This is a genomic window from Arthrobacter ramosus, from assembly GCF_039535095.1.
GTDB classification, from domain to species: domain Bacteria; phylum Actinomycetota; class Actinomycetes; order Actinomycetales; family Micrococcaceae; genus Arthrobacter; species Arthrobacter ramosus.
Map to the genome: position 1 here is coordinate 2253658 of NZ_BAAAWN010000001.1, position 24236 is coordinate 2277893.

Consider the following 24236-nt stretch of genomic DNA (forward strand, 5'->3'; position numbering starts at 1 on the left):
ATTGCGGCGTGCGTCCTCGCTGTGGCGCCGGCTCCGGCCGTCGCCCAATACTATGGGCTCACAGGGGTATCCGTACTCTGGTTGACCACCCAACTGTGCGCGGCCTTAGTCGCCGCGGGGCGGCTGCACCGCTTCGTACGCGGCCGTCGCATTGCCCCCGTCAAACACAATATCGAGGGGGCGGCCGGGTCGCGTGCGCACGGAGTACCGGCTCCGTGATGGCCGAGCGAACCCTCCGAGGGGTCTCCGTCACCCGCGTGCACCGACCCGACGTCGGCATAGTCACCTTCGGCACAACCGGCAGGAACCGTCCCCACAAAGCCCAGCATCGGGCCGACCGGGGAGACCCCCGGGTTGTGGCGGTACTCGCGGGGATAGCGGCGATCGCCTTGATCCTGGGCGTTTGGACGCTCAAGACCGTGAACACGCAGGACATCGGCGGCGCCGGCCTGATCCAGGCGCTCCCCGCCACCTACTTTGTCGCGTTGGGGCTGAGCCTGACCGGTTTCGTCGGCGCCCTTGGACAAAAAGTTCCTCGCCCGTGGTTGCTCGCCATTCAGCTTTTGGTTCTCATCGTCGTCCTGCACGGGGCTGATCCGATCATTCACGGATTGCCCCGGCTGGAAGCCAGCTACCGCCACTTGGGCATCACCGACTTCATCGCACAGTCGGGCGGCCTGGGCCGGAAGCTGGACGCGTATTTCAACTGGCCAGGGTTTTTCGGCATGCTGGCGATGCTCTCCAACACCACCGGAGTCCACGACCTGACCTGGGCGGCCACCTGGGCGCCTGTCGGCGTCAACGTCTTACTCATGCCCGCCCTGCTGGCCCTGGCCCAGCGCCTCACCTCCGGCCCAAGGCAAGCGTGGGCAGCGGTGTGGATGTTCTACCTGGCCAGCTGGGTCGGGCAGGACTACCTCGCCCCTCAGGCCTGCGCTTTGCTGCTGCTGCTGACCCTGACGGCCTGTGTCCTGGCGGCATTCCCCGGGTGGCCGTGGAAGTCGACAGGAAAACTCGCCCACCGGCTCAAGGACCTCGTGCATCGACTTGAACCCGGGCGTCCGGCTCCGGTGCCAGCCGAACTATCGTCGGCCGGCACCGTCATGCCAGCTGTGGTGTGCCTTGTATTCCTGGCAGGGATGACCGTTGCCCATCAGCTCACGCCTTTCGCCGCAATCCCTGTCCTGGTGCTACTGGCCCTGAGCGGACGGTGCCGGCTACGGTCCCTACCGGTCCTGGCGTTGCTGTTTCCCATCTGCTGGCTGGTCCTGGCCGCTACCCCCTTCCTCATCGGACATCTGCAGACCCTCTTCGGGTCCATCGGCAACATCAACGCCGCCACGTCCGCCTCGCTGCTCAACCGGGTGGGCGGCAGCCCGACCCATCAATTCATTGTCTATTCCCGGCTCGCGGAAGGAGCCGTGGTCTGGATCCTCGCGGGACTGGGTGGCCTCCAAGGACGACGGCTACGGATGCCATGGCTAACTGCCGCGCTGGGCACCGCGGCGCCTTTCGTCCTGTTCCCGCTCCAGTCCTACGGCGGCGAGCTTCTGCTACGGATATACCTTTTCAGCCTCCCGTTCGCCGCCAGCCTCGTCGTGCTTCCGTTCTTCCCCCGTGACTCCAGTCCACCCGGCGTGCGCCGCATGATCGCCCTCCTGCTGCTCGGATCCGTCATCGCCACGAGCACGGTGGCCGCCCGGTATGGCAATGACGCCATCGAGAATTTCACACCCGACGAGATCGCCCTGGTCGACCGGCTCTACACCACCGCGCCCCCTGGTTCAGTCCTTATCGAGGCAGTGCACGACACGGCCTGGCGGTACAAGCACTACGCCGGATACCGATACCACACGGTCCTCCAAGCAGAGCCGGCCCGCCCTGGCGATCCGCCGCCCGGCTGCGCATCGATAAACCAGCTTGTCCCTTCCACCGGCGCCTATCTCGTCGTCACTTCAAGCCAGGCCATTGCTGCCGACGTGCTCAACACCGGACCGAGCGAAGGCCTGCAACACTTCATCGACAGGTGCGCCCAGCAAGGAGGCTGGTCAATGGAGTACCGCAACGCTGGCGGAGTGATCTACCACCTGCAAGGAGCACCGAATGGCATATGAGCAAAGGGCAGTGGGCATCACCAGCGCCGTCATAGGCGCCGTGGCACTTGCTTCGATTCCCCTATCCTTCACCGGACCAGCGGAGCTGCGCCTTGCCGTCATAGGGCCGTTCCTCCTCGCCGGACCGGGAACGGCGCTCATCCTGTTCCTGAAACCGGCCCGGCTTCAAAAAGGAACCGGATTCGAGGTGCTACCACTGGCCGCCGCAATAGCGGTGAGCTTCAGTCTTGCCTCCGGGATCCTGCTCTCAACGGCGATGCTCTACACCGGTTTCTGGCACCCGTCCGCCGCCGTTTGCCTCTTGGCCGGGCTGACATTGGTCCTGCTCGCGGCCGTCGGCCGGCGGTCCAGGAGGAAGGAAGCGGCGCGATAGCGAATGGGCGGGCAATGCACCTACGCTTTCGCCCAGATTGCCACCCAGGCCACCTGAAGGTGCCCGGCTGTTGCCGGTGCGGGGCAGCCGGTCAGGCAGGATTCGGTCTGGAGGATGTAATGCATTGGCTTGTCGGGAATGCCGACAGTGTTGACACCGATCGAGACACCGTCGAGGAAGAACTCAACGCGCCCAGGCGTCCATTCGGTTGTCGCGGTATGCCAGGCCGTGAACCGCGCACCAGACTGGTTTTCATGGAAGATGTTCTTGTCCGACCCGGCCTGATGGACGGCACCGTAAAAGGACTTGGACAGATCACCTTCGGGGTAATCGATCTCGCCGTCACGCGGCCACACTCCGCTATCGGGCCACAGCAGCCACGCCGTCTTGAACCCCTGCAAGGCCTCGGACCTGAACCGCACCGAATACCGCCCGTACAGCAGGCTGTCGTACGGGCGCCCGTTGGCCGGCTGAAGCTTTGGCGCGGGTGCCGCCCCCATCGAGACACCCTTTTCGGTGTGCAGGTACATGTCGAGCATCCCGTCCTTGACGCTGAGCACCTTCGATGGGTAGTACCCCGACCTGCCGCCGCTTTGCTGACCGGCTGTGTCCGGTGTGCCGTCAGCGTAGTTGACACTCCACCTCGCGCGGTACGCCGGCCCGGGGAAGCTCCCAAGCGGGACGTCCCCCTCGCTGAAATCTTCGCTGAATACTTGCCGCCACCCGGGCAGATCACCCACTGGCATCTGTCCGGTCGCCTGGGACTGCCCCGTTCCCGCCCCCGCCGTCGAAGGTGCGGCGGTCTTGTGTGGGTCAGTGGGGCCCGCGATCGTCGGAACGTCAGCGACACATCCGGAGGCGGCCAGCGACAAGGCCGCGACGAGCGCGATCATCATGTTGGCACGGAGGACCGCCCCCACGGCCTTTTTGTTTCGCCGTTGCTCGGTGCGCATGGGAGCAAGTTTGGCGGCAAATCCACGCCGAAACAAGGCCCGGGCGGCGATCCGTCTGCGCCCTTCCGTCAGCGCGCCCATCCTTCGGTCCGGACCGGAGCCACTGCATCCGCAGGCCGGGCACGGGCGCAAACTCACAGGGAACCCGAAGCTGGGGACCATAGCCCAGTTGAACTTAGTGTGCAACAGTGTCCGGACCGGACGCTTCGTAATACCTGATACACCAAGACGAGGCATGCCCCTTCGTCGCAGGCCTGCCAGCAGGCCAGTCACGGCCGCTGACCACGGTCGGAGGAATTGGGAGGAAGCAGGATCACATGAGACTCAAAATGAAATCCGGCGGAAGGGTCCCGGGCCGCCGCCGTTCACGGGCTGTTCGCGTCGTCGTCGCGGTCGCCCTTGCGGTAATCAGCACTGCCTGCCAAGGTCCGTCCGGTGGCGGAACACCGGTTCCCGATCCCACCACCACCATCACCGGTTCCTCCCCGTCCCCAACCTCTGCTTCTTCGCCCCCGGCAGCCCCGCGCCCACAGCTGCCGCCGGGAAGATCGGGCACGTCTTCGTGATCAATTTGGAAAACCAGAGCTACAACAAGACCTGGGGTCCGGATTCGGCAGCCCCTTACCTCTCCCAAACTCTGCGCAGCCAAGGCGTCCTCCTGACCCAGTACTACGGCGTCGCTCATCATTCCAACCCCAACTATCTGGCCCAGATCTCCGGACAGGCATCCAACCCGATGACGCGCAATGACTGCACGACTTACGCGCCGTTCATCCAAACCGGAACCGCCGACCCGGGCCAGGTGCTCGGATCGGGCTGCGTCTACCCCGCTTCAGTCCCGACGCTGGCCGGGCAACTTAGCGACGCCGGGAAGACCTGGAAGGGATACATGGAAGACATGGGCACGCCGTGCCGTCACCCTAGCCCAGGTGCAAAGGACAACTCCCAGAACGCCAAGATCAATGACCAGTACGCCACCCGCCACAATCCCTTCGTTTATTTCACCAGCATCACTTCCTCCCCGGGCTGCCGAGACAACGTAGTGGACTACTCCAACCTCGCGAAGGACCTACAGTCTGCCGCAACCACTCCGGACCTGGCTTACGTCAGCCCCAACCTCTGCCACGACGGCCACGACAGCCCTTGCGTCGACGGACAACCCGGCGGACTGGAGAGCGCCGACCTCTGGCTTAAGGAACAAGTCCCGGCCATCCTCAATTCACCGGCCTATCGGCAGGACGGCGTGCTCGTCATCACCTTCGACGAGGCCGACGGTAACGCAACCGGCCCTTCCGGCCTGCCAGGCGGAACAGCTGGAGGCCTTGTCGGCGCGCTTGTGCTCTCCCCGTTCACCAGTCCGGGCACCAGCAGCGGAACGATGTACAACCACTACAGCCTCCTCGCCACGATGGAGGACATCTTCTCCCTCCCCCGCCTGGGCTACGCAGCGGCCCCGGGACTGCCCAGCTTCGGGCCGGACGTCTTCAGCGCCCACCCGTGACCTTGCGGTCAACCGGTGATGTCTCCACGCGACCGCTGTTATCTACACACCCCCGGATTTGGTAACGCACCTGTAACCGCCCCCATGGTGCCATAGGTTCTCGACGGTGTTGCCGGGTGCCTGGGCCACGAACCTCCGCACCTACCGGCAGCTTTTCGGCACCACTGTGGTGGCGGACGATGAACGAAGTGGGAGGACAGATCAGTGAAACGACTGCTTGGCTTGGGCTTCATCAGCGCACTTGCTGCGCCCGTAATGGCACTGGCCCTTGTGTCCGGTCCGGCAAGCGCCGCTGCCCCGCCGCCGACCACTTGTTCAGCCGGAGTTCCAGCTCCCACGAACACTTATCCTGGAACAACGGTTGTGGCCAATAACTTCGAATCCGGAACGCTGGCTGGGTTCACCGTTAATACCGGAACAACCGGAACGGCAACCATCGACAACTCACAGGCCCACTCAGGCTCGTGTTCGGCCCACCTGCATGTGACCACCGACCCCGGTTCCCTGGCCAACCTGGTGACCACGCTCCCCGCAAACTCCAATGATGTTTATGCGGACGCGTGGTTCAATATCACCACCGCGGGCGTTGCAGGAAACGATGTCCCCTATTTCCGGTTCTTCTTCGACACCACAAGGTTCGTAGACATCTACCGCTACAACAGCAACGGCCAAATTTGGCTCCGGGTAACATCCTCGACGGGCTTTACTTACACCAAGCTGGTGTCCGGCTCCATTGCGTTGAATGCGTGGCGGCATGTTGGAATGCATGTCATAGCCAACGGGGCTGCGTCCACGGTTGAAGTCTGGGTTGACGGAACATCCATCTTTTCAAGCAACCAAGTCAACACGACAGCGACCACCGTGACGGCACTCCAGCTCGGTGCTGAGCATCTGACGCAAATGGGTGACGAGTATATCGACGATCTCGTCATAAAAGTCGGAGCAGCCGCGGCCGGAGGAACGTCCGGCGCGCTTATCCCGATAGCACCGACCCGCTTCCTTGATACGCGGAATACCTCGCCTGTAGCTGGGGGCTCCGCGGTCTCCTTCCAGGTTGCCGGCGTGAACGGCATTCCGGCAAATGTCTCGGCGGTGACCTTCAACCTCACGGTGGCCAACCCGACGTCGTTCGGATTCGTCACAGCCTACCCATCGGGAACCGCCCGTCCGAACGCTTCCAACGTGAACTACGCCAGCGGACAGATCGTCCCTAATCTGGTCACGGTTCCCGTGGGGTCGGACGGGAAGGTCACCCTTTACAACCAGTCGTCGGGATCCGCGCAACTCATCGCGGACGTCTCCGGGTACTACCTCCCGGCTGCCGCATCGGCGCCCGGGGACTTCCAAGCGCTTGCGCCAAGCAGGTTCCTTGACACCCGCAACAGCACCGCGGTAGGGCCGGGCGGCACGGTCTCCTTCCAGGTCGGCGGGGTCAATGGCATCCCGGCGACGGTCTCGGCGGTGACCTTCAACCTCACCGTGGCCAACCCGACGTCGTTCGGCTTCGTCACGGCGTACGCGTCCGGAACCGCCCGGCCGAACGCCTCAAACCTGAACTACGCCACCGGACAGATCGTCCCCAATAGTGTCACCGTGCCGGTGGGCGCGGACGGAAAAGTCACCCTCTACAACCAGTCCTCGGGAACCGCGCAACTCATTGCGGACGTCTCCGGGTACTACCTGGCCGGCACCGCAACGGCATCGGGAACCTTCCAACCCATCGCACCAACTAGGTTCCTGGACACCCGCAACAGCACAGCGGTGGCACCGAACGGAACAGTGTCCTTCCAGGTCGGCGGTGTCAGCGGCATCCCCGCAACGGTCTCGGCAGTCACCTTCAACCTCACGGTAGCCAATCCGACGTCGTTCGGATTCGTCACAGCTTACGCATCCGGAACCACTCTGCCGAACGCCTCCAACCTGAACTACGCCACCGGACAGATTGTTCCGAACCAAGTCGTTGTACCTGTCGGAGCTGACGGAAAAGTAACCCTCTACAGCCAATCTGCCGGCACGGCACAACTCATCGCGGACGTTGCAGGTTACTACCTGCCATGAATCAATAGGCATTTCAACAGGCATGGATCGGCGGCTCCTGGTTTAGTCCGGGGCCGCCGATCCACGTAGTAGCCTTTCGGCGGTCAGGGTCGCTCAGCGTTAGCTGAGGCGGTCGCACCTCGTATGATGAGGTTGCGTCAGTCGGACCAGGCATGTGGCCGAGGCCGGCCCGGGTTGCCTGGAGGACGCAGGATTTGTCGGGTTGAAGAAGCGAGGTGAAACCGTGCCGGATGGCCGTATTACTGGAGACAGCGATGCTCTTGTAGCTGGCCGGTACAGGCTGGGAACCTTGATCGGCCGCGGCGCGACGGCGTCGGTGTACCGGGCGCAGGATGAGAGGCTAGGCCGCGACGTGGCACTCAAGCTCTTTGCTCCCCTGCTGGGCGGGCCGGATGAGCTTGCCCGGCATGAAAACGAGATGCGGCTCCTGGCGACATTCAACCATCCGTCACTCGTCACTCTCTTCGACGCCGGTACCGACCATCGGGATCCGGAGCATGCCCGGACATTCCTCACCATGGAACTGATTCACGGTCCGGACCTGTATGCCAGATTGCGGGGCCGACCGCTGGCGCCCCAGGACGTAGCCCACATCGGGGCGGATCTGGCTTCGGCCCTGGAATACGTCCATGGGCGTGGGATCATCCACCGCGATATCAAGCCCGCGAATGTCCTCTTGGCTGATGCCCCCGCAGGATCCCCCATCCGGCCCAAACTCACCGACTTTGGAATCGCCCGCATCATCGAGGGAACGCGCCTGACCGCAACTGGCACCATGGTGGGAACCGCCGCATACCTGAGCCCGGAACAGGCCACCGGCTCTGTCCTCGGACCGTCAAGCGATATCTACTCCCTCGGACTTCTCCTCCTCGAATGCCTGACCGCAAAGCTCGAATACCCGGGAACGAGCGTGGAGTCGGCCGTTGCGAGGCTCCACCGCCCACCCCGTGTACCGGAGGACCTTGGGACGCGGTGGGTTGACCTCCTCACCGCCATGACATCGACTGAGCCTTCTGCACGGCCCGGCGCACTAGAGGTTGAGCAAGCACTTCGGAGTGCCTTCAGTTCCGGCGTCCCTGCGGCGACGCCCGTTGGCGCCAACGGAGCCACGCAGACCCTTCCCCGCATGCCCGACCGCCCGCCCCGCACAGCCAAGGCAACCATCCAGATGCAAGTGCAGCCCGCGGCAATGGCGGGCGTAATCGCGGGCGGTGGCGCCGTCGTCGGGCCGGCCGTACGAAACAGGCGCCAATGGCGAGGGAAACCGGCAAGCCGCGCGCGCAGATCGGCGTGGGCTGTCGGCGCCGCACTCCTTACGACCGCTCTGGTGATCATTGGTGTGAGCGCCTTCCAGCCGCCTGCTCCCGCCGCCCCGGACCCGTCCGTCTCGGCAACGCCCAGCACCCAAACGCCAACGCCCTCGCCGGGCGTTGAGACATCTCCGCCGGTTGCGCCGGTTCCTTTAGCACCGGCGCCAGGACGCCACAAGAGCAACGGCAAGGGCAATGGCGGTTAGGAACCGGCGCTGAGCTGACAAAAGCTAGCTTTGCGGGTCGTACATGAACTCGCGGAGCTCCTGCGGGCATCGGCAAGCCACCGCGATCTTCCTCGCCCACTCGACCGCGTCCCCGCGCGTCGGCAGCTCCAGCACGGTGAACCCACCCTTGATTTCGGAGCCCGGATAGATATCGGTGCTCACCGAGCCGTCGGCGGAAACCAGCACGGGATCGGTTTCCTCCTCGATCCCGCCGCCGAAGACGTAGGCGCCTGCCGCCTTCGCCTCCTCGATCACAGCGTGGGCTTCGGCGGAAACGATAGGGAGCTCCTCGTCGGTGATCATCATGGCTTCGCTCGGGAAGGAGATGAGGTATTTGGTCATGCCTCGATGGTCCCCCACGGACGGGCCGGACGGCAACGACTTCCTGCCGTTGCTAGATTCCGCCGTCGCGGGTGTCCCTCGTCACGATGCGGTCCCCCGTGACCGGGTCCACTGTGGCGCGGCTTTCGCTGATTCGGCGGGCCCGGCGCGGGCCGAACACGAAGAGGGAAACGATCAAGCCGATGACGCCGACGACCATGAGGATATAGCCGACCATATGGAGATCGATGAATGACACGACATCTCCAGGGATGGCGAAGGCCAGAATAGCGCCGATCGCGATAAGGAAGATGGATGATCCGATACCCACTGCTGTACCTCCTGCTGAACCGCGGACCCGGCGGTGGCGGGTATTACTAAGGTTACTTGGCATCGCCAAAGCTACACGTCAGCACCTCATCCGGCAACCACGCGCCGCCGATCCGGCACCTGGGCGGCACAAAAAGCAAAACACTAAGGGTGCTTTGCTTTTTGTTGACCTCCGGGTACGGTCGATGAAGGACCATATGTCTCTATTGGGGAGGTCAGCGAATGGCAGGAAAGTTTGAACTGTTTGTCGATACCCGGGAACGCTATCGGTTCCGGCTGAAGGCAGCGGACGGGACTGTCATGGCGGTCTCGAAGGATTTTGAGACCAAGCGCGCCGCAGTGGTGGGAATCCGCGAAGTGCGGGCGTGCGCGGGGATGGGACTGATCACTGACCTGTGTCCGAGCCAGCCGGCAGCATCCGGACCAGCACCGGAAATCTCCCCGCCGGCCCTGGCCGAAGAGGGGCCGGCCCGGGTCCGGAATTGGCTGGGCCGAACCTCTATCGTCCGTAGGCGCGGCCACAAAGCCCTGACGTCCAAGCGCTGGCTGAACCTGGTCAAATAGAACCTGGTCAAATAGGGCCTGGTCAAATAGCGCCGGACCGCAGAAATGGCCGGGACTCAAAGAGTCCCGGCCATTTCCATCGCGCTTAGTACGGCTTGATGGCTTCTGGCGGCTGGGTGGCCCATTCGGTCTCGGTAGCCCGCATCCAGGGATAAGGCAGGAGCTCCCCTAGGCCGACAGTTCCAACCTCTCCCCCGGCATCAACCAGGACAGTTGCCTCGGCCCCATAGTTCCGAAGCAACTCCCGGCAAACGCCGCAAGGATTGGTGACTTGGGGTTCGCCGTGTTCGTCCATGCTGACTGCGACGGAGGACTGGATGGAGGCTTCCTGCGCAATGCGGGCGTTGGCGAGGGCGCTGGATTCGGCGCAGACGTTGATTCGTTTCGAGCCGATGTGGAGGCCGAGGTAGATCGCCCCGGAGGCGCCCCGCTTGGCGGCGGCCACCCGGTGGTTCTCACTGTGATGAGCCGTGAGGAACAATTGACGGGCCGCGGTGTAGAGCTCCACATCGGACTGACTGAGGTCAAACGAGATCATATTCCTAGCTTCCAATGAAGATGCCATTCTTCTGCCGTGCGAGCACGTAGAACACAATGCTCAACACGGACAGGACGGCAACGTAAACCGGGAAAATCCACGATGCATTCATGGACTGGAGCCAGACCAGGAGGTAGGAAGCCGTGCCGCCGAAGATCGCGACGCCAACACCGGCGAAGTACTTCCCAGCGGCCTCCCCGACACCACCATCACCACCCGGCGCGAGCCGCTCGGCGTCGTCGGGCTCATCACCCCCTGGAACTTCCCCATCGCCATCCCGGCATGGAAGGCCGCCCCCGCACTCATCAGCGGTAACGCGGTGGTCATCAAGCCGGCCGAACTCACCCCGCTCTCCGCGACGCACCTTGCCCACGCCCTGCAGGACGCCGGACTTCCCGCCGGAGTATTCATCGTGGTCCCCGGCAAGGGCCGCGTGGTCGGAGACGCTTTGGCACGCGATCCCCGCATCGCCGGGCTGTCCTTCACCGGATCCACCAAAGTGGGGCTCGGACTCCAGGAAATCCTGAATGCGCGCCGCGCCCGCGTCCAGCTCGAAATGGGCGGCAAGAACGGCGTCCTGGTCCTCGACGACGCCAATCCGCAGAAGGCCGCCGCGGTAGTCGCAGCCGGCGCGTTCGGACTCACGGGCCAGGCGTGCACCGCAACGTCCCGCGTCTACGTCACCCCAGGCGTCCGCGATGCCTTCCTCGACGCCCTCGTCGCCGAGGCGGCTAAGTACACCGCCGGTGACGGGCTCGACGGCGCCAAGATGGGTGCCGTGGTGAGCAGCCAGCAGTTCGAGCAGGACCAGGCAGCGGTGCGCACCGCCGTCGAACGCGGCGCCACCCTCCTTCACGGAGAGTACGACGGCGACCCCTCCGGTGCGTTGCTCTTCCCGGCCGCTGTCCTCACCGATATTCCGTTGGACGACGCCGCGGTGACCGAGGAAATCTTCGGTCCGGTGGTCGCGGTCCTGGAGGTCCCCGATTACGAGGCCGGACTCGCCGCGATCAACGACTCCCGCTACGGCCTCACCGCAGGGATCTGCACCGACTCCTTGGCCCTGGCCACGGACTTCGCCGCGCGGGCGCAGGCAGGAGTGATCAAGGTCAACCGCCCCACGGCGGGCCTGGATTTAAACGTGCCGTTCGGTGGCGTGAAGGACTCCTCCACGAACACCTTCCGCGAGCAGGGCAAGTCGGCACTGGACTTCTTCACCTGGGGCAAGACCGTTTACACCGGTGTGTAGCGCGTCATGACCTACGTGATCGCGCAGCCCTGCGTGGACGTCAAGGACAAAGCCTGCATCGACGAATGCCCCGTGGATTGCATCTAAGAAGGCGAACGCTCGCTCTACATCCACCCGTCCGAATGTGTGGACTGCGGCGCCTGCGATCCCGTCTGCCCGGTCGAGGCGATCTACTACTCGGACGACGTTCCGGATGAGTGGACGGATTACGTCCGGGCCAACGTCGAGTTCTTCGAGGAGATCGGATCCCCGCAAGGAGCATCGGCGCTGGGGAACCTCGGGCGGGACCATCCGGTAGTTGCGGCGGCAACAGTTCCGGGCTGATGTTAAGGGGCCGGCCTGGCCTGGATCGCCTGTCGAAGCGACTCCAGGCTGGGCAGGCCCGAGAGGCCCCCGGCCGTACGGTAGACGCGACACGTCATGGCTGGTTCTGCCATCGAGGGGAAGAGGTCAATTCCGTCCACCATGAATGTCGGGGATCCGTGGAATCCGGAGGCTTCGGCCTCTTCGTCGGTCGTGATCTGCCTGACCTCAATCAAGGCCGGGTCGTTCCCTTCCAGTTCCGCAGCCCGGGAGAACAGTTCCCGGGCCGCAGAGCTATGCGGACAGTCTTGGATGGTGAGCAATTCGAAGTCCATGGCCCCATTATCCGGCTCCGTGCCGTATAGATCACAGCAGGTCGGCGTGATGCTCTGCTACGACGTTCGGGTGGGCCCGAAGCCGGTAGCGGAGGGCGTTGTCCCCGTAGGTTTCCAGAATCGGACTGTTCGTCGGGTCAACCGACAAGCCGCGCGCTTTTGCCTGGAACTCCGGACTGACGGCAAGCTGCGGCATGGTCGCGTCAAGTGCAGGATTGTAGAAGAAGGGAAGGGAGATCCGGTCCGTGCCTCGAAGCGGCGAGATGACCCGGTGCAGGGTCGCCTTGAGGTAGCCGTTGGTGGCCAGTTCCAGCATTTCGCCGATATTGACCACGAAAGTCCCCGGTACTTGGGGCGCGTCGATCCACTTCCCTTGGTACTCCACCTGGAGACCCCCCTTGCCGGGCTCAACCAGGAGTAGCGTGAGCACTCCCCCGTCACGGTGGGACCCCACGCCCTGCTTGGGTTCCGGATTCGACTCCCCCGGATATCTCACGATCTTGAGAACAGGGAAAGCCCGTGCGGCGAATGCTGCGTCAAAGGTGTCCTCGGGCGCTCCGAGGGAAACGGCCAGAGCCCTCAGCAAGGCCAGCGAGACGGTGCTCAGCCGTTCGGTCCATTCCGAGACAATTTCCCGCATTTCCGGCAGCGCGGCCGGCCACAGGTTAGGCCCCTCCAGGCGCCAATATTCCGCGACCCCCGGGCCTGGCTCAACGGCGTCCCGCTCGACGCCGATGTCGATCTGCTCCCGCCAGTCGATCCCGCCGTCCGTAAGCTCGCCGCCAACGCGGGTGTAGCCGCGGAACTGGGGGCTGTGGACATTCTCGATCGCGAGCTTTTCTTCTTCCGGCAGCTCAAAGAAGCGCCGCGACACCTCGAGAATGGCGTCCGTCAAGTCCTGCGGGATGCCGTGGCCGGCGAGGTAGAGGAAGCCGACCTCATGCATGGCAGCGCGCAGTTCGTCACGGAATCGGGCGGCCTCCGCCGGGCCTGCGTCCAGACGGGAGAAATCGATTACGGGCAATGTATCGAGTGTCAATGCACTTTGTCCTTTCGTCGAATGTCGCAAGCGTGCGCATTGTCCGTTTAGCTTCAGCCCGGCTGTTTGGGATGCCACACACCGAAACGGTTGCCGTGCGGGTCCAGGAGGTGCGCAAACTCGATCGTGCCGTTGTCAACGAACGGGATGGCCACGCTCGCACCGAGCGACTCGGCCCTGGCGATCGCGGCTTTCACATCGTCGACTTGCACGTAGAAGATTGCCCACGACGTTCCCTCGGGCGAGGACGTGTCCCACAGCCCACCCTGGTCGCCATTCACCATCTGGTAGCTGGCAGGCGAGGACTCACCGAAAGTCCAGTCGAAGAGTGGGCCGTAAAAGGCCCGCGCGCTCTCGGGATCGGGAGAACCGATTTCGAAGTAGTTCACTATGGAGGCCATGACTTTTTCCTTTCCACTTCCGCCGCTGATAGACGAAGGCCGCCCCCGAGACCTGGGGGCGGCCTTCCGAATAATTACGGCATGATCTTGTAGAGATCGACGACGGTCTCTTCCGGGGGCGACTCGAATCCGCCCTCGATGCCCGCCTGCATGCGGGGCATGAGAATGCCGTCGCGGAATTTCTCCCAACTTTCCTTCGATTCATGGACGGCCATGATGGTCCAACCGCCGGCCGACGGGCCTGCGGCATGGAAAGTCTGTCCGTCGGGCAGGAGCCCCTCTCCTGGGTGGACGGCGGCAATTGACGCCTCGTATTGGTCTTTGGTGCCTCCTGGGAAGAAGTGCACGACTCCGTAGGGCGCGGCTTCCATCTCTGCTCCTTGCTGGTGTGGACGGGTGTGGACATGCCAAGCAATAGACCCCGCTACGCGGGATGTCAATGAGTTTTCATGGGCGGGATCCGAATCCGATATTCAGGTCCAGAATTCGTCTGCCTTGGCCGTGTCCTCGAAGAACTCCCGGCCTTCGACAACCTTTCCGTCGCGGAGTACGAAGGAGATGGCAGTCGCAATGTCCAGGGTCTTTCCATCGCTTTCGGCGCGGCTTTGCTGGAGCCCGATTGTGTGGTTTTCTCCGCCGACGATGTCCTGGACCGTCGCTTGGAAGGTACCTTGGGAGCGCGCCCCGAGCTCGCCGAAATACGCCAGGATCGCGTCGCGTCCTTGCTTCGTCCCGGACAGCACGCCATTTCCAGCTGCGTACCAGACTGCGTCCTCCGCGAACAGCTCGCTGAGTGCCGCCAGATCACCTGTGTTAAAGGCCTCGTATCCCCGCCGGACCAATTCGGCGTTTTCTGTAGCTCCCATGTCGGATACCTCTCCGTCATCCTCGTCGGTCAATGGGACGGCTTAAGGCTATTCCTGGGCAGGGTGCCTGTCGATGGAAAGCTCGAAGTTCGGGAACCACAGTGGCAAGCTTGACCACAAAGACGCCGCACCCACAGGGAGGGTAAAGCCGTGATTGACACCGCTGAGGCCGTTCTTCACGACGGCACGACCATCGCCGTAACCATCCACGGAAACGGACGCGCCCTGATGCTCCCGGCCCGCTTCGCCCCCTATCCCCCGGACGAAGCCGAAACGATGCGCCGCTGGGGCGCTGACCCGGATCTGGGACCCAAGCTGGTGAATGGACTCGCGCGATCCCACCGTGTCGTCGTCGCCGATTATGAAAGCCACCGGATGGCACACCCCGCACCGGACACCCTTACTCCAGGGAATGTCACGGCTGATCTCCTTGCCATCGCCGACGCCGCTGATGCCGGCAGCTTCGCCTACTACGGTTACTCCTGGCTGGCACTCTGCGGGCTGCAACTCGCAATCCGTACCGACCGGCTCTGGGCACTAGTGATGGGCGGATTCCCACCCCTCGATGGGCCTTACGAGAGCATGTTGGCGGTGACCCGGGCAGCACATTCGATGTCCACGCAATCCGCCGACCTGGTTCCTTCACCTAGCCCTGACGTTGAGCCCGGGGACTGGGATTCGGTGCCCGTTCAAACGAACGACGCACAGACCCGTCAATTCGTCACCCTCTACGGAGCCCTTCAGGACTTCGACGATCCCTCCGCCGAAGTCCCGCCGGGCTTGCCCCGACTCGCCTTCGCAGGGGCGGACGACCGGATCGATTACGGCCCGGCATGGGGCAACGTTCACGTAAGGATCGGCGAACCCCTGACGACACACAAGCAAGCCCTCATTGACACCGGGTGGGATGTCCAAGTGCTCCCTGGCCTCGATCACATCGGGGCGATGCATAGCTCCGTCGTCTTGCCTCTCCTGACGGACTGGCTACGGAAGGTCGGCTAGGCCTGCTTGTATTGACGCCTGCTTGTATTGCCGAGGCTCTTGAGACACATCCGGGCCGGTGGGACGATGAAGCCGTGAATCCCTTCCTCGAATTTGTCGGCCACTACTGGTGGCTGGTCTTTCCGCTGAGCGGATTGGCTGGTGGTTGGGCGCGGTCCTGGTCCAGGGCCAGCGAACGGCGGCACCGCCGTCGGGTGGAGCTCTATCAGCTCCAGAACCGCGCAGCTCAAGCGGAGCAAGCCAGCCAGACGGAAGTCCTGCGGCTGCAAGAGGCACACGACGCCGTGAACCGGCGATGGCTAGAATACGAACTCGACGTCGGAAAACTCATCGATTTTCCGGTCATGTCGGATGTCCGCGAACCGCTCACCGTAGCGTTTCTTCGGGCCAAACGGGAGGCTGACGGCTTGCGTCCGGCAACTCCGGGAGAAATCACGACGGCGGTCCGGCTGGCGGAGTATCGCGCGGCCGTCCGCAGCTTCGAACTGGCGTTCGATGTGGCAGAGCGGGAAGCCAGACGCATCAAGGACGGCAATTTCACCGAGCCCGAGCGCCAGCGGCTGGCGACTGCCAGAAAGCTGCTCAGGATTGCTTCGGATAATGCAGCGACGCCGGCAGAGCGGCAGACAGCGTACAAGCGCGCCCGGCGCGAATTGGACGGTCTGATCGTCCTGCCCGAAGCCACCATCGCAGCGTTGGAGGAGAAGATCGCCGGAATGCTCGACGCGCCAAAGGCTCCGGACTTCCATCAGAGCTGACAGGCGCCGTTCTCAGTGTTTGACACGATGAATGATCACGTACTTGTGATGCTTCCTGTGTCGGGTCTTGGAACGACGTGGAGTCAGTCCTAGAGGGGGTAAACCAAGGGCTTTCCGCTTGGCTGACAACCGAATATTTGCGTAGATCAGAAAAACGAAGAAGCCCAGTGCTGGGATGATCAGCACGAATATCCACGGTAAATTGCCCACGGCGCGCCTCCTATGCTCAGTTTCCGACCGAGCCTGGCAGACGTCAAGATTGCCCGATTCGGTCGTTGCTACCCACCTCCGCTCAGACCAAGGGCTATCCACGGGACCACGCTAGGCGTAGCTTTCTTTCATCCCGGCAAGTCTGAATTGACCCGCAGCCGGCACCTATCAGGAGGACATCATGGACAACTTTCTCCGTCGCGGCGGACTCGAAGTCCCCGAGCCCGTCCGACGCTTCCTTCAAGGCGAATCCGACCCGTCGCTCCGCATCGAGCAATACCAAGAGGGGGAAACGCTCGTCGTCAGAGTGGATCTGCCGGGAATCGACCCCGAGTCCGACGTCGACATCAGCGTCGCCGACGACACCCTGCATATCCAGGCGCGGCGCGAGGAGGATGCCGAACGCATGGACAAGAAGGGCTACCGGAGCGAGCTCCGCTACGGCGAACGTTCCCGCAGCATTCCGTTGCCCCGCGGAGTGAGCCAGGACGGCATTGTCGCGACGTACGAGGATGGCGTCCTCGAAATCCGTATCCAGGTCCCCGAACAGTCAGAACCGCAGACAACTAAAATCCGTGTGGTCCGCAAGGGTGGCCGCGAATCCGATCAGTCTCCGGAGGAGCCAGGTAACTAGCCCAGCCGAAGACGCAAGCCTAACGACCCCCGCCCCGCCCGTTTGCTCGCCGCACTTTTTGGAACCGCGGGGCCGGCCCCTTGTCCTGGGGAGCGGTAGCGTCCAGAGCGGTGGCGGGCATCGCGAGGACAGCGACGACGGTGAGCGCGGCGCTCACAAGCACAGCGAGAAATACTGCCGCAGAGGCAAATACAACTGCCTGCGAGCTCTTCCCGCCACCGGGGCTGCCGGCATAGATTGCATTCGCGACGGCGCCGAAAACTGCTACGCCAAGCGAACTGCCGATGGATCGCGCGAAGAGGTTGGTTCCCGTCACGACTCCGCGCTCGTGCCATTCGACGCTGGACTGGGCCGCGATCAGGCTAGGGGTTGCAAGAAGCCCGAGTCCGAGCCCGGCAACGAAGCAACTGCTTGCGACGAGCACGAGGTTCGGCGTGTATGCCGTCACGGCGAGGGCCGCCGAACCGATAAGGGTAACGGTGATTCCGATCAGCGCGGTTGCCCGGAAGCCGATCCGAAGGTAGAAGCGGCCCGACTGCGAAGCGCTGATCGGCCAGCCGATTGTCAGGGCTGCCAGGGATAGGCCCGCAGTGAGTGGCGACACCGAAAGGGCGCCTTGAAGGAAGGTCGGAACGTACGAGGTGAGGCCAAGCACGATTGCTCCGGCCCCGAAGGAGATCAGTGCGGTCGTGGCGAGAAGGCGTCTCGAAACGACCCACGGCGGAAGAACAGGTTCAGCCGCTCGTCTCTCGACCACGACGAAGGCAACTAGCAAAACCGAACCAATGGCGAACACTGCGATGCTGATCGGAGAGTCCCAGGCCCATGCCTGGCCACCTTCCAGGGCGCCGAGGATGGTCAAGGTTAACGTGACCGTGAGAAGAGCGGCTCCAAGATAATCGACGCGGTGCCTTACCCGTTCGATGTTCTCCTGGAACCTTTGAACCAGCATCCACGCAGCCACGATGCAGAGCGGAACGTTGACCAGGAAGATTCCGCGCCAAACTCCAAGCGAGGAGAACACCCCGCCCAGAGTTGGGCCGACAACCGACGACGTCGCCCAGACGCTGGCGAGGTAGCCTTGCACCTTCGCGCGCTCGGCCAGGGTGTAGATATCGCCGGCGATGGTAATGGCCACAGGCAGGACCGCGCCGGCACCCAAGCCCTGCACCACGCGGAAGGCAATGAGCGCAGGCATGCTCCACGCCAACCCGCAAAGGATCGATCCGAACAGGAAAGAGTCCAATGCCAGTGAGAATGATCGGCTTCCGACCCGCCATGTCGGAGAGCTTCGCGTAGACCGGAACCGAGACGGCCTGCGCGAGCAGGTAGGCGGAGAAGAGCCACGGGAACGAGGCGAACCCGCCGATTTCATGGACGATCGACGGCACCGCGGTGGCCACGATGGTGGCATCGATCGCGACGAGGCCGCTCGAGAGCATCAGGGCTATGAGTATCGGGCCCCGTTTGGAACGGAAGCCTACGCCGTCACTTTGAGTTGCCATGTTTGGCCTGTCTTTCCCCTAGACCCCGGCGTATCCTAATTACGTTCCCGGCACGGGCCTCGGCCGGCACTATTCTCTGAACCCACTCAGTTAGGCGTCATCCATGGAGATGAACATCAGGGACCACTGGGACATGCTCAGCCCCGAAACGCAGCATTGGCTAACCGACAACCCCGGATGCGTGGTCCTACCGCGAACGATCACGGAAATAATCCATCAGGAAACCGGCATCACTCCGGATGCCGACCGGCACAGCCAAGTCAGCCTCTCTCCCGAGGATCTGAGCTTCATCCTGGCCAAGGCCGAAGGGGGCCCGGTCCGGCCGAAGTGATCGACCCGGTCATTCGTCGCCGTCGTCATCCGCTGGCGCCGGTGGATTTACTGCCCCACGTAGCGGTCCCACTGCCCCGTCCGTGCCGTAGTCGCCTTCGGCGTACTGTCCGATTTCCGACTCCGCTGTACGCCCCGGAACGGCTCCCGCGTCGCCGAGGTCGGCTTCTGCGTAGCGCCCGGATTCCTTGGCCTTCTTACCCAACGGTTCGGGCAAGCCGCCTTGGCTACCAGCTGCGCCGTAGTCGCCTTCGCTGTATTGGCCTTCTTCGTCTTCGGAGTGCCGCCCGGGCTCCGTTCCCGTCTTGCCGTAGTCTCCCTCGACGTACCGGCCCCGGAGTTCCGGTTCCTCGGGAGTTCCGCTCTTCTCTTCGTCAGTGGGTTCTTCGACGCCGCTGCTGCTGTCGGTCATGATCTTGCCTTTCCCGCAACCAACTTTGCGTCTCTTCGGCGCCTTCTAAGTCTAGCGGGGGGCTTTGCGGCACAACAGGCGTTGTTAGCCTCTGGAGGCTCTTCGGCTCGTAGCTTTCAAGCTGGACGCTGGCCCTCAGGAGTGCCCGGAGTTCGGACAGGCCTCCGGTAACGGCTCGTGCGGCCCGGGCCTGAACCAGTACGTTCCCGAGCGCCGTGGCTTCCACGGGGCCGGCAACAACCGTCTTGCCAGTGGCATCAGCGGTGAGCTGGCACAGCAGCCTGTTCTGCGAGCCGCCGCCGACGATGTGGATCACCGACGTCTGCTTCCCGGAGAGTTCTTCGGCGCGCGCCAGGGTCCTGGCGTAGGCGGCCGCGAGGCTGTCCAGGATGCAGCGCACGACGGCGGCTGGCCGGTCCGGGAGGACGGCACCGCCGGCGCGCACCGCGGATCGGATGCGGTCCGGCATGTTGTCCGGGGCGATGAACGCCGGGTCGTCGGCGTTGATTTGGGGGCCGCCGGCGGGAAGAGCCGCCGCGGACTCCAGGAGCGGGGCTAGTTCCTGTCGATGCCCTTCGGCGGCCCAGGTGCGTTGGCATTCGCTGAGCAACCACAGGCCACCGACGTTGCGCAGGTACCTGATGGTGCCGTCGACGCCCCGCTCGTTGGTGAAGTTCGCCAAGCGGCTTGCTTCATCGAGGACCGGGCTGTCCAGTTCCACACCCACGAGGGACCAGGTGCCGGAGGAAATGTAGGCGAAGTCTTCTTGCCGGGCGGGAACGGCTGCCACGGCCGAGGCGGTGTCGTGCGATCCCACGGCAACCACAGCAGTCTCCGCCGGCAACCCTGTCCGGGCCGCGATCTCCGGCAGTAGCGTGCCTGCGGTCTCGCCTGGCTGGATAATGGCCGGGAACAGGTTTTTGGGTAAGCCGAGTGCCTTGAAGAATTCGCTGGCCCACTCCCCCGCGACGGCGTCAAAAAGCCCGGTGGTGGAAGCATTCGTGGCCTCGGTACGGCGTTGCCCGCTCAGCTTGAACGCAATCAAGTCCGGGATGAGCAACGCCTGGACGCCGCGCAGTTCACGTTCGGTGGCGAGCTGGTAGAGCGTATTGAACTGAAGGAACTGCAGTCCGCTGGTGGCATAGAGCCGCGCCGGATCCAGCGCCTTGTGGACGTCCGCGACGGCGGTGCGGCCGCGCTCGTCGCGGTAGCTGAACGGCTGGGTACGCAGGGCACCGGAAGCATCCACGAGTCCGTAGTCAACAGCCCACGTATCGATGCCGATGCTGGTGATCCGCTCCCCGCTTGCGGCGGCCGTTTCAGCGGCCGCCGCAAGTCCCTTGAGCACCTCGTCGAACAGGGCGTCGAAGTCCCAGTGGAGTCCGCCGTCGAGCTCTAGGAGGCCGTTGGGGAAACGGTGCACCGTTTCGAGCGAGACTGATTTTCCGGACGCAGGCCGCCCGCCGGTGACCCGGCCGAGCATGACGCGGCCCGAGGACGCTCCGATATCGACCGCGGCGAAAACGCCGCCGGCATTGGCCTGTCCGTTCATCGCAGGAAGGCCGCGGCGACGCCCGCGTCGACCGGGATGTGCAGGCCGGTGGTGTGCGAGAGTTCGTTGCTGGTGAGCACGGCGGCGGCGTTGGCCACGTGCTCGGGCAGGACTTCGCGCTTGAGCAGGGTGCGCTGGGCGTAGTACTTGCCCAGTTCCTGCTCCTCGACGCCGTAGACGGCGGCGCGCTTGGCGCCCCAACCGCCGGCGAAGATCCCGGAGCCGCGGACCACGCCGTCGGGGTTGATGCCGTTGACGCGGATGCCGTACTCGCCCAGTTCAGCGGCCAGCAGGCGGACCTGGTGGGCCTGGTCTGCCTTGGTGGCGGAGTAGGCGATGTTGTTCGGGCCCGCGAATACCGAGTTCTTGGAGGAAATGTAGACGATGTCCCCGCCCATGCCCTGGTCGATCATGACCTTGGCCGCGGCTTTGGAGACCAGGAACGAGCCCTTGGCCATGACGTTGTGCTGCAGGTCCCAGTCCTTCCCGGTGGTTTCCAGGAGCGGCTTGGAGATGGACAGTCCCGCGTTGTTCACCACCAGGTCGAGTCCGCCGAAGGCCAGGACGGCTTCCTGGATGGCGGCGGCGATCTGGGCTTCGTCGGTGACGTCTGCTTGGACTCCGATGGCGACGTCGTCACCGCCGAGTTCGGCGGCGACTGCCTGCGCGTTGTCCAGGTTGAGGTCCGCGATGACCACGCAGGCGCCCTCCGCGGCGAGGCGGGTGGCGATCGCCTTGCCGATGCCCGACGCCGCGCCCGTCACCAAGGCGATGCGCGTGGCGTGGGACTTCGGCTTGGGCATCCGGGCCAGCTTGGCCTCTTCAAGGGCCCAGTATTCGATCCGGAACTTCTCGGATTCCTCGATCGGGGCGTAGGAGGAGATGGCCTCGGCGCCGCGCATCACGTTGATCGCGTTCAGGTAGAACTCTCCGGCGACGCGGGCTGTCTGTTTGTCCTTGCCGTAGGAGAACATGCCCACGCCGGGGACCAGGACGATGGCCGGGTCAGCCCCGCGCAGGGCGGGCGAATCGGCGTGGGCGTGGCGGTCGTAGTAAGCCTGATAGTCCTCGCGGTATGCGGCGTGGAGGTCTTTCAGGCGTGCGGTGCTCTCCTCGATGCCGGCGTCGGCGGGCAGGTCCAGGACGAGCGGCTTGACCTTGGTACGCAGGAAGTGGTCAGGGCAGGAGGTGCCCAGCGCCCCCAGGCGGGGATGCCCGGCTCCTTCGAGGAACTCCAGGACACGCGGATCGTCGCTGAAGTGGCCCACCTGCGGCTTGTCGGCCGAAGCGAGGCCGCGGATGACGGGAGCCAACGCGGCCGCCTTGGCGCGACGCTCGGCTTCCGGGAGCGCGGTGTAGCCGGGGAGTTTGGCGCCGAACGGCTCGGCCTTGCCGTTCTGGGCAATGTAGCGTTCGGCCTGCTCGATGATCCAGAGGGAGTTGGCCTCGGCTTCCCCGCTCGTGGCTCCCCACGCGGTGATGCCGTGGCCGCCCAGGATCGTGCCGATGGCCTGCGGGTTGGCTTCCTTGACCGCTGCGATGTCCAAGCCGAGCTGGAAGCCCGGGCGGCGCCAGGGAACCCATACAACCTTGTTACCGAAGATCTTGGACGTCAGCGCTTCGCCGTCCACCGCCGTCGCTATCGCGATGCCCGAGTCCGGGTGCAGGTGGTCCACGTGTGCGGCATCGACGAGTCCATGCATGGCGGTATCGATCGAGGGCGCGGCGCCGCCCTTGCCGAACAGGCAGTAATCGAAGGCGGCCACCATGTCGTCTTCGCGCTCGACGCCGGGGTAAACAGCCTTGAGTGCCTGCAGCCGGTCCAGGCGCAAAACGGCCAGGTTTTCGGCCTTCAGGGTTCCCAGGTCGCCGCCGGATCCCTTGACCCAGAGGAGCTCGACGTCCTCCCCGGTGACGGGGTCCGTCTCCGTGCCCTTCGCCGAGGTGTTCCCTCCGGCGAAGTTCGTGTTCCGCTTGTCCGCGCCGAGGCGGTTGGAACGGGTGATCAGTTCCTCAACAGTCTTGTTAGTTGTGTTCTGCATGTTCATGCTTATGCGCCCCATCCGGCTTGCTGGCCGCCCACGCGGTCCTCGTTGATTTTCTTCTGGTAGCCGCTGGCCTTGAACGCCGTCATCGGATCCGCGGGCAGGCCACGCGATTCGCGCCACTCGGCCAGGACCGGCCGGACATCGGTATAGAAGGCGTCGTTGAAAATGCCGTTGGCGGCCAGGACATCGCCTTCGCGTTGCGCTTCGGTGAGCGCGTCCGTGTCGATGAGCAGCGCGCGGGCCGTCATTTCCTGGACGTTGAGCACGGACCGTATCTGGCCCGGGATCTTCTCCTCCAGGTTGTGGCATTGGTCCAGCATGAGGGCGACGCCGGACTCTTTACCGAATCCGCCGCCGCGGATGACCTCGTGCATGATGCGGAACAACTGGAAAGGATCCGCAGCACCGACGATCAGGTCGTCGTCTGCGTAGAAGCGCGAGTTGAAGTCGAAGGAACCAAGCTTGCCGAGGCGCAACAGCTGCATGACGATGAACTCGATGTTGGTGCCGGGTGCATGGTGGCCAGTGTCCAGGCAGACGAATGCCTTCTCTCCCAGCGCGAGGGTCTGCGCGTAAGAAGTACCCCAGTCCGGAACGTCGGTGTGGTAGAAAGCCGGCTCGAAGAACTTGTATTCCAGCACCAGGCGCTGGGTTTCGCCGAGTCCCGCGTAGATCTCCTGCAGCGATTCCGAGAGGCGGTCCTGGCGGCCGCGCATGTCGTCCTGGCCGGGATAGTTGGTGCCGTCGGCCAGCCAGATCTTCAGGTCCCGGGAGCCGCTGGCATGCATGATCCCGATGCATTCCAGGTGATGATCGATCGCCCGGCGGCGCACAGCTGCGTCAGAGGACGTCAGGGAGCCGTACTTGTACGCGTCGTCCTGGAACGTATTGGAGTTGATCGTCCCCAGCCCGACGCCAAGGTCCTCCGCGTACTCGCGGAGTGCGGAGTAATCGTCCACCTTGTCCCACGGGATGTGCAGTGCCACGGTCGGTGCAAGGCCCGTTAGTTCGTGGACTTTCGCGGCGTCGGCCAGCTTCTCCTGGATGGTCCGCGGGGTGCCGGGCGTGCCGAACACCTTGAATCGCGTGCCCGAGTTGCCGTAGGCCCACGAGGGAACCTCGATGGCCAATTCCCCGAGGCGGCCCAGGGCCGTTTCCGTGATGTTCATGATTGTTCCTTCTGTTGCCTGTGCGTCGTCTTCGAACGGTGGCATTCAATTTTTTCTTGAATCGATTCATACAAGAACCCACTCACACGGTAGAGCCTGCTTCGGTGGCGTGTCAACAGGCAAACCCCGGGATC

At 63.9% G+C, this 24236-nt stretch carries 23 protein-coding genes and 4 pseudogenes; 12 read left to right on the top strand and 15 right to left on the bottom strand.

What is annotated here, in order from left to right; all coding sequences use genetic code 11:
• Window positions 1-218 precede the first annotated feature (218 nt).
• Entirely contained in the window at window positions 219-2114 is a 1896-nt protein-coding gene (locus tag ABD742_RS10430; protein ID WP_234753668.1) for a hypothetical protein, read from the top strand.
• On the top strand, window positions 2104-2487 hold the full coding sequence (locus ABD742_RS10435; protein ID WP_234753669.1) for a hypothetical protein: 384 nt from the start codon (window positions 2104-2106) through the stop codon (window positions 2485-2487). The genes ABD742_RS10430 and ABD742_RS10435 overlap by 11 nt, the downstream gene beginning before the upstream one ends.
• Window positions 2488-2507: 20 nt before the next feature.
• Here the strand turns inward: ABD742_RS10435 and ABD742_RS10440 are convergent, their stop codons facing one another.
• The gene (locus ABD742_RS10440; RefSeq protein WP_234753670.1) at window positions 2508-3440 is read right to left on the bottom strand and encodes a glycoside hydrolase family 16 protein; all 933 of its coding nucleotides are present in this window, start codon (window positions 3438-3440) and stop codon (window positions 2508-2510) included.
• A gap of 562 nt (window positions 3441-4002) precedes the next feature.
• Between ABD742_RS10440 and ABD742_RS10445 the strand changes: the two genes are divergently transcribed.
• The 3 genes from ABD742_RS10445 to ABD742_RS10455 all read left to right on the top strand — a co-directional run bounded on the left by ABD742_RS10445 (window position 4003) and on the right by ABD742_RS10455 (window position 8515).
• Entirely contained in the window at window positions 4003-4941 is a 939-nt protein-coding gene (locus ABD742_RS10445; RefSeq protein ID WP_344787860.1) for an alkaline phosphatase family protein, read from the top strand.
• 204 nt (window positions 4942-5145) lie between these two features.
• Complete coding sequence (locus ABD742_RS10450) at window positions 5146-6999, top strand: hypothetical protein (protein ID WP_234753672.1); 1854 nt, start codon at window positions 5146-5148, stop codon at window positions 6997-6999.
• Window positions 7000-7201: 202 nt separating this feature from the next.
• Complete coding sequence (locus ABD742_RS10455) at window positions 7202-8515, top strand: serine/threonine-protein kinase (protein WP_234753673.1); 1314 nt, start codon at window positions 7202-7204, stop codon at window positions 8513-8515.
• A gap of 24 nt (window positions 8516-8539) precedes the next feature.
• Here ABD742_RS10455 and ABD742_RS10460 read toward each other — a convergent pair whose 3' ends face one another.
• Window positions 8540-8878, bottom strand: a complete 339-nt coding sequence (locus ABD742_RS10460) for a YciI family protein (RefSeq protein ID WP_234753674.1) — start codon at window positions 8876-8878, stop codon at window positions 8540-8542.
• Between the two features lie 52 nt (window positions 8879-8930).
• Entirely contained in the window at window positions 8931-9188 is a 258-nt protein-coding gene (locus ABD742_RS10465; RefSeq protein ID WP_234753675.1) for a DUF6458 family protein, read from the bottom strand.
• Window positions 9189-9409: 221 nt separating this feature from the next.
• Here ABD742_RS10465 and ABD742_RS10470 point away from each other — a divergent pair, with 221 nt between their 5' ends.
• Window positions 9410-9751 (top strand): YegP family protein, encoded by a 342-nt coding sequence (locus ABD742_RS10470; RefSeq protein ID WP_234753676.1) that lies wholly within the window; start codon window positions 9410-9412, stop codon window positions 9749-9751.
• A gap of 85 nt (window positions 9752-9836) precedes the next feature.
• Here ABD742_RS10470 and ABD742_RS10475 read toward each other — a convergent pair whose 3' ends face one another.
• Both ABD742_RS10475 and ABD742_RS10480 read right to left on the bottom strand, forming a co-directional pair.
• On the bottom strand, window positions 9837-10289 hold the full coding sequence (locus ABD742_RS10475; RefSeq protein WP_234753677.1) for a cytidine/deoxycytidylate deaminase family protein: 453 nt from the start codon (window positions 10287-10289) through the stop codon (window positions 9837-9839).
• Between the two features lie 4 nt (window positions 10290-10293).
• Window positions 10294-10461 (bottom strand): annotated as a pseudogene (locus ABD742_RS10480) (MFS transporter); the annotation flags it as partial.
• Here ABD742_RS10480 and ABD742_RS10485 point away from each other — a divergent pair.
• Window positions 10453-11538: pseudogene (locus ABD742_RS10485) on the top strand (aldehyde dehydrogenase family protein); the annotation flags it as partial. The pseudogenes ABD742_RS10480 and ABD742_RS10485 overlap by 9 nt on opposite strands.
• 6 nt (window positions 11539-11544) lie before the next feature.
• Window positions 11545-11862 (top strand): annotated as a pseudogene (gene fdxA, locus ABD742_RS10490) (ferredoxin).
• Window positions 11863-11864: 2 nt separating this feature from the next.
• On the opposite strand, the gene ABD742_RS10495 reads toward fdxA, so the two are convergent.
• The 5 genes from ABD742_RS10495 to ABD742_RS10515 all read right to left on the bottom strand — a co-directional run bounded on the left by ABD742_RS10495 (window position 11865) and on the right by ABD742_RS10515 (window position 14482).
• Complete coding sequence (locus ABD742_RS10495) at window positions 11865-12176, bottom strand: hypothetical protein (protein WP_234753678.1); 312 nt, start codon at window positions 12174-12176, stop codon at window positions 11865-11867.
• Window positions 12177-12207: 31 nt separating this feature from the next.
• Entirely contained in the window at window positions 12208-13215 is a 1008-nt protein-coding gene (locus tag ABD742_RS10500) for an isopenicillin N synthase family dioxygenase (protein ID WP_234753679.1), read from the bottom strand.
• A 53-nt stretch (window positions 13216-13268) separates the two neighbouring features.
• On the bottom strand, window positions 13269-13616 hold the full coding sequence (locus tag ABD742_RS10505; protein WP_234753680.1) for a VOC family protein: 348 nt from the start codon (window positions 13614-13616) through the stop codon (window positions 13269-13271).
• 74 nt (window positions 13617-13690) lie between these two features.
• A complete protein-coding gene (locus ABD742_RS10510; protein WP_234753681.1) occupies window positions 13691-13987 on the bottom strand; it encodes a hypothetical protein in 297 nt (98 codons plus the stop codon).
• 102 nt (window positions 13988-14089) lie between these two features.
• Window positions 14090-14482 (bottom strand): nuclear transport factor 2 family protein, encoded by a 393-nt coding sequence (locus ABD742_RS10515; RefSeq protein WP_234753682.1) that lies wholly within the window; start codon window positions 14480-14482, stop codon window positions 14090-14092.
• Between the two features lie 150 nt (window positions 14483-14632).
• On the opposite strand from ABD742_RS10515, the gene ABD742_RS10520 reads away from it, so the two are divergent.
• From ABD742_RS10520 to ABD742_RS10530, 3 genes are all read left to right on the top strand, one after another.
• Window positions 14633-15484: an alpha/beta hydrolase gene (locus ABD742_RS10520; protein ID WP_234753683.1), complete on the top strand. Its 852-nt coding sequence runs from the start codon at window positions 14633-14635 to the stop codon at window positions 15482-15484.
• Between the two features lie 74 nt (window positions 15485-15558).
• Window positions 15559-16242: a hypothetical protein gene (locus ABD742_RS10525; RefSeq protein ID WP_234753684.1), complete on the top strand. Its 684-nt coding sequence runs from the start codon at window positions 15559-15561 to the stop codon at window positions 16240-16242.
• Between the two features lie 391 nt (window positions 16243-16633).
• Window positions 16634-17086, top strand: a complete 453-nt coding sequence (locus ABD742_RS10530; RefSeq protein WP_234753685.1) for an Hsp20/alpha crystallin family protein — start codon at window positions 16634-16636, stop codon at window positions 17084-17086.
• Window positions 17087-17105: 19 nt separating this feature from the next.
• On the opposite strand, the pseudogene ABD742_RS10535 reads toward ABD742_RS10530, so the two are convergent.
• Window positions 17106-18591 (bottom strand): annotated as a pseudogene (locus ABD742_RS10535) (MFS transporter).
• A gap of 103 nt (window positions 18592-18694) precedes the next feature.
• Here ABD742_RS10535 and ABD742_RS10540 point away from each other — a divergent pair.
• Window positions 18695-18922, top strand: a complete 228-nt coding sequence (locus ABD742_RS10540) for a hypothetical protein (RefSeq protein ID WP_234753686.1) — start codon at window positions 18695-18697, stop codon at window positions 18920-18922.
• 9 nt (window positions 18923-18931) lie between these two features.
• Here ABD742_RS10540 and ABD742_RS10545 read toward each other — a convergent pair whose 3' ends face one another.
• From ABD742_RS10545 to rhaI, 4 genes are read right to left on the bottom strand one after another with little or no spacing between them, the layout of a single operon-like run.
• Window positions 18932-19333 (bottom strand): hypothetical protein, encoded by a 402-nt coding sequence (locus tag ABD742_RS10545; protein WP_234753687.1) that lies wholly within the window; start codon window positions 19331-19333, stop codon window positions 18932-18934.
• Window positions 19296-20885, bottom strand: coding sequence for a rhamnulokinase (locus ABD742_RS10550; RefSeq protein WP_234753688.1), 1590 nt, complete (start codon window positions 20883-20885; stop codon window positions 19296-19298). Before ABD742_RS10550 ends, ABD742_RS10545 begins: the two co-directional genes overlap by 38 nt.
• Window positions 20882-22933: a bifunctional aldolase/short-chain dehydrogenase gene (locus ABD742_RS10555; RefSeq protein WP_372460976.1), complete on the bottom strand. Its 2052-nt coding sequence runs from the start codon at window positions 22931-22933 to the stop codon at window positions 20882-20884. The genes ABD742_RS10550 and ABD742_RS10555 overlap by 4 nt, the downstream gene beginning before the upstream one ends.
• A 2-nt stretch (window positions 22934-22935) precedes the next feature.
• A complete protein-coding gene (rhaI, locus tag ABD742_RS10560; protein ID WP_234753690.1) occupies window positions 22936-24102 on the bottom strand; it encodes an L-rhamnose isomerase in 1167 nt (388 codons plus the stop codon).
• Between the last annotated feature and the right edge of the window lie 134 nt (window positions 24103-24236).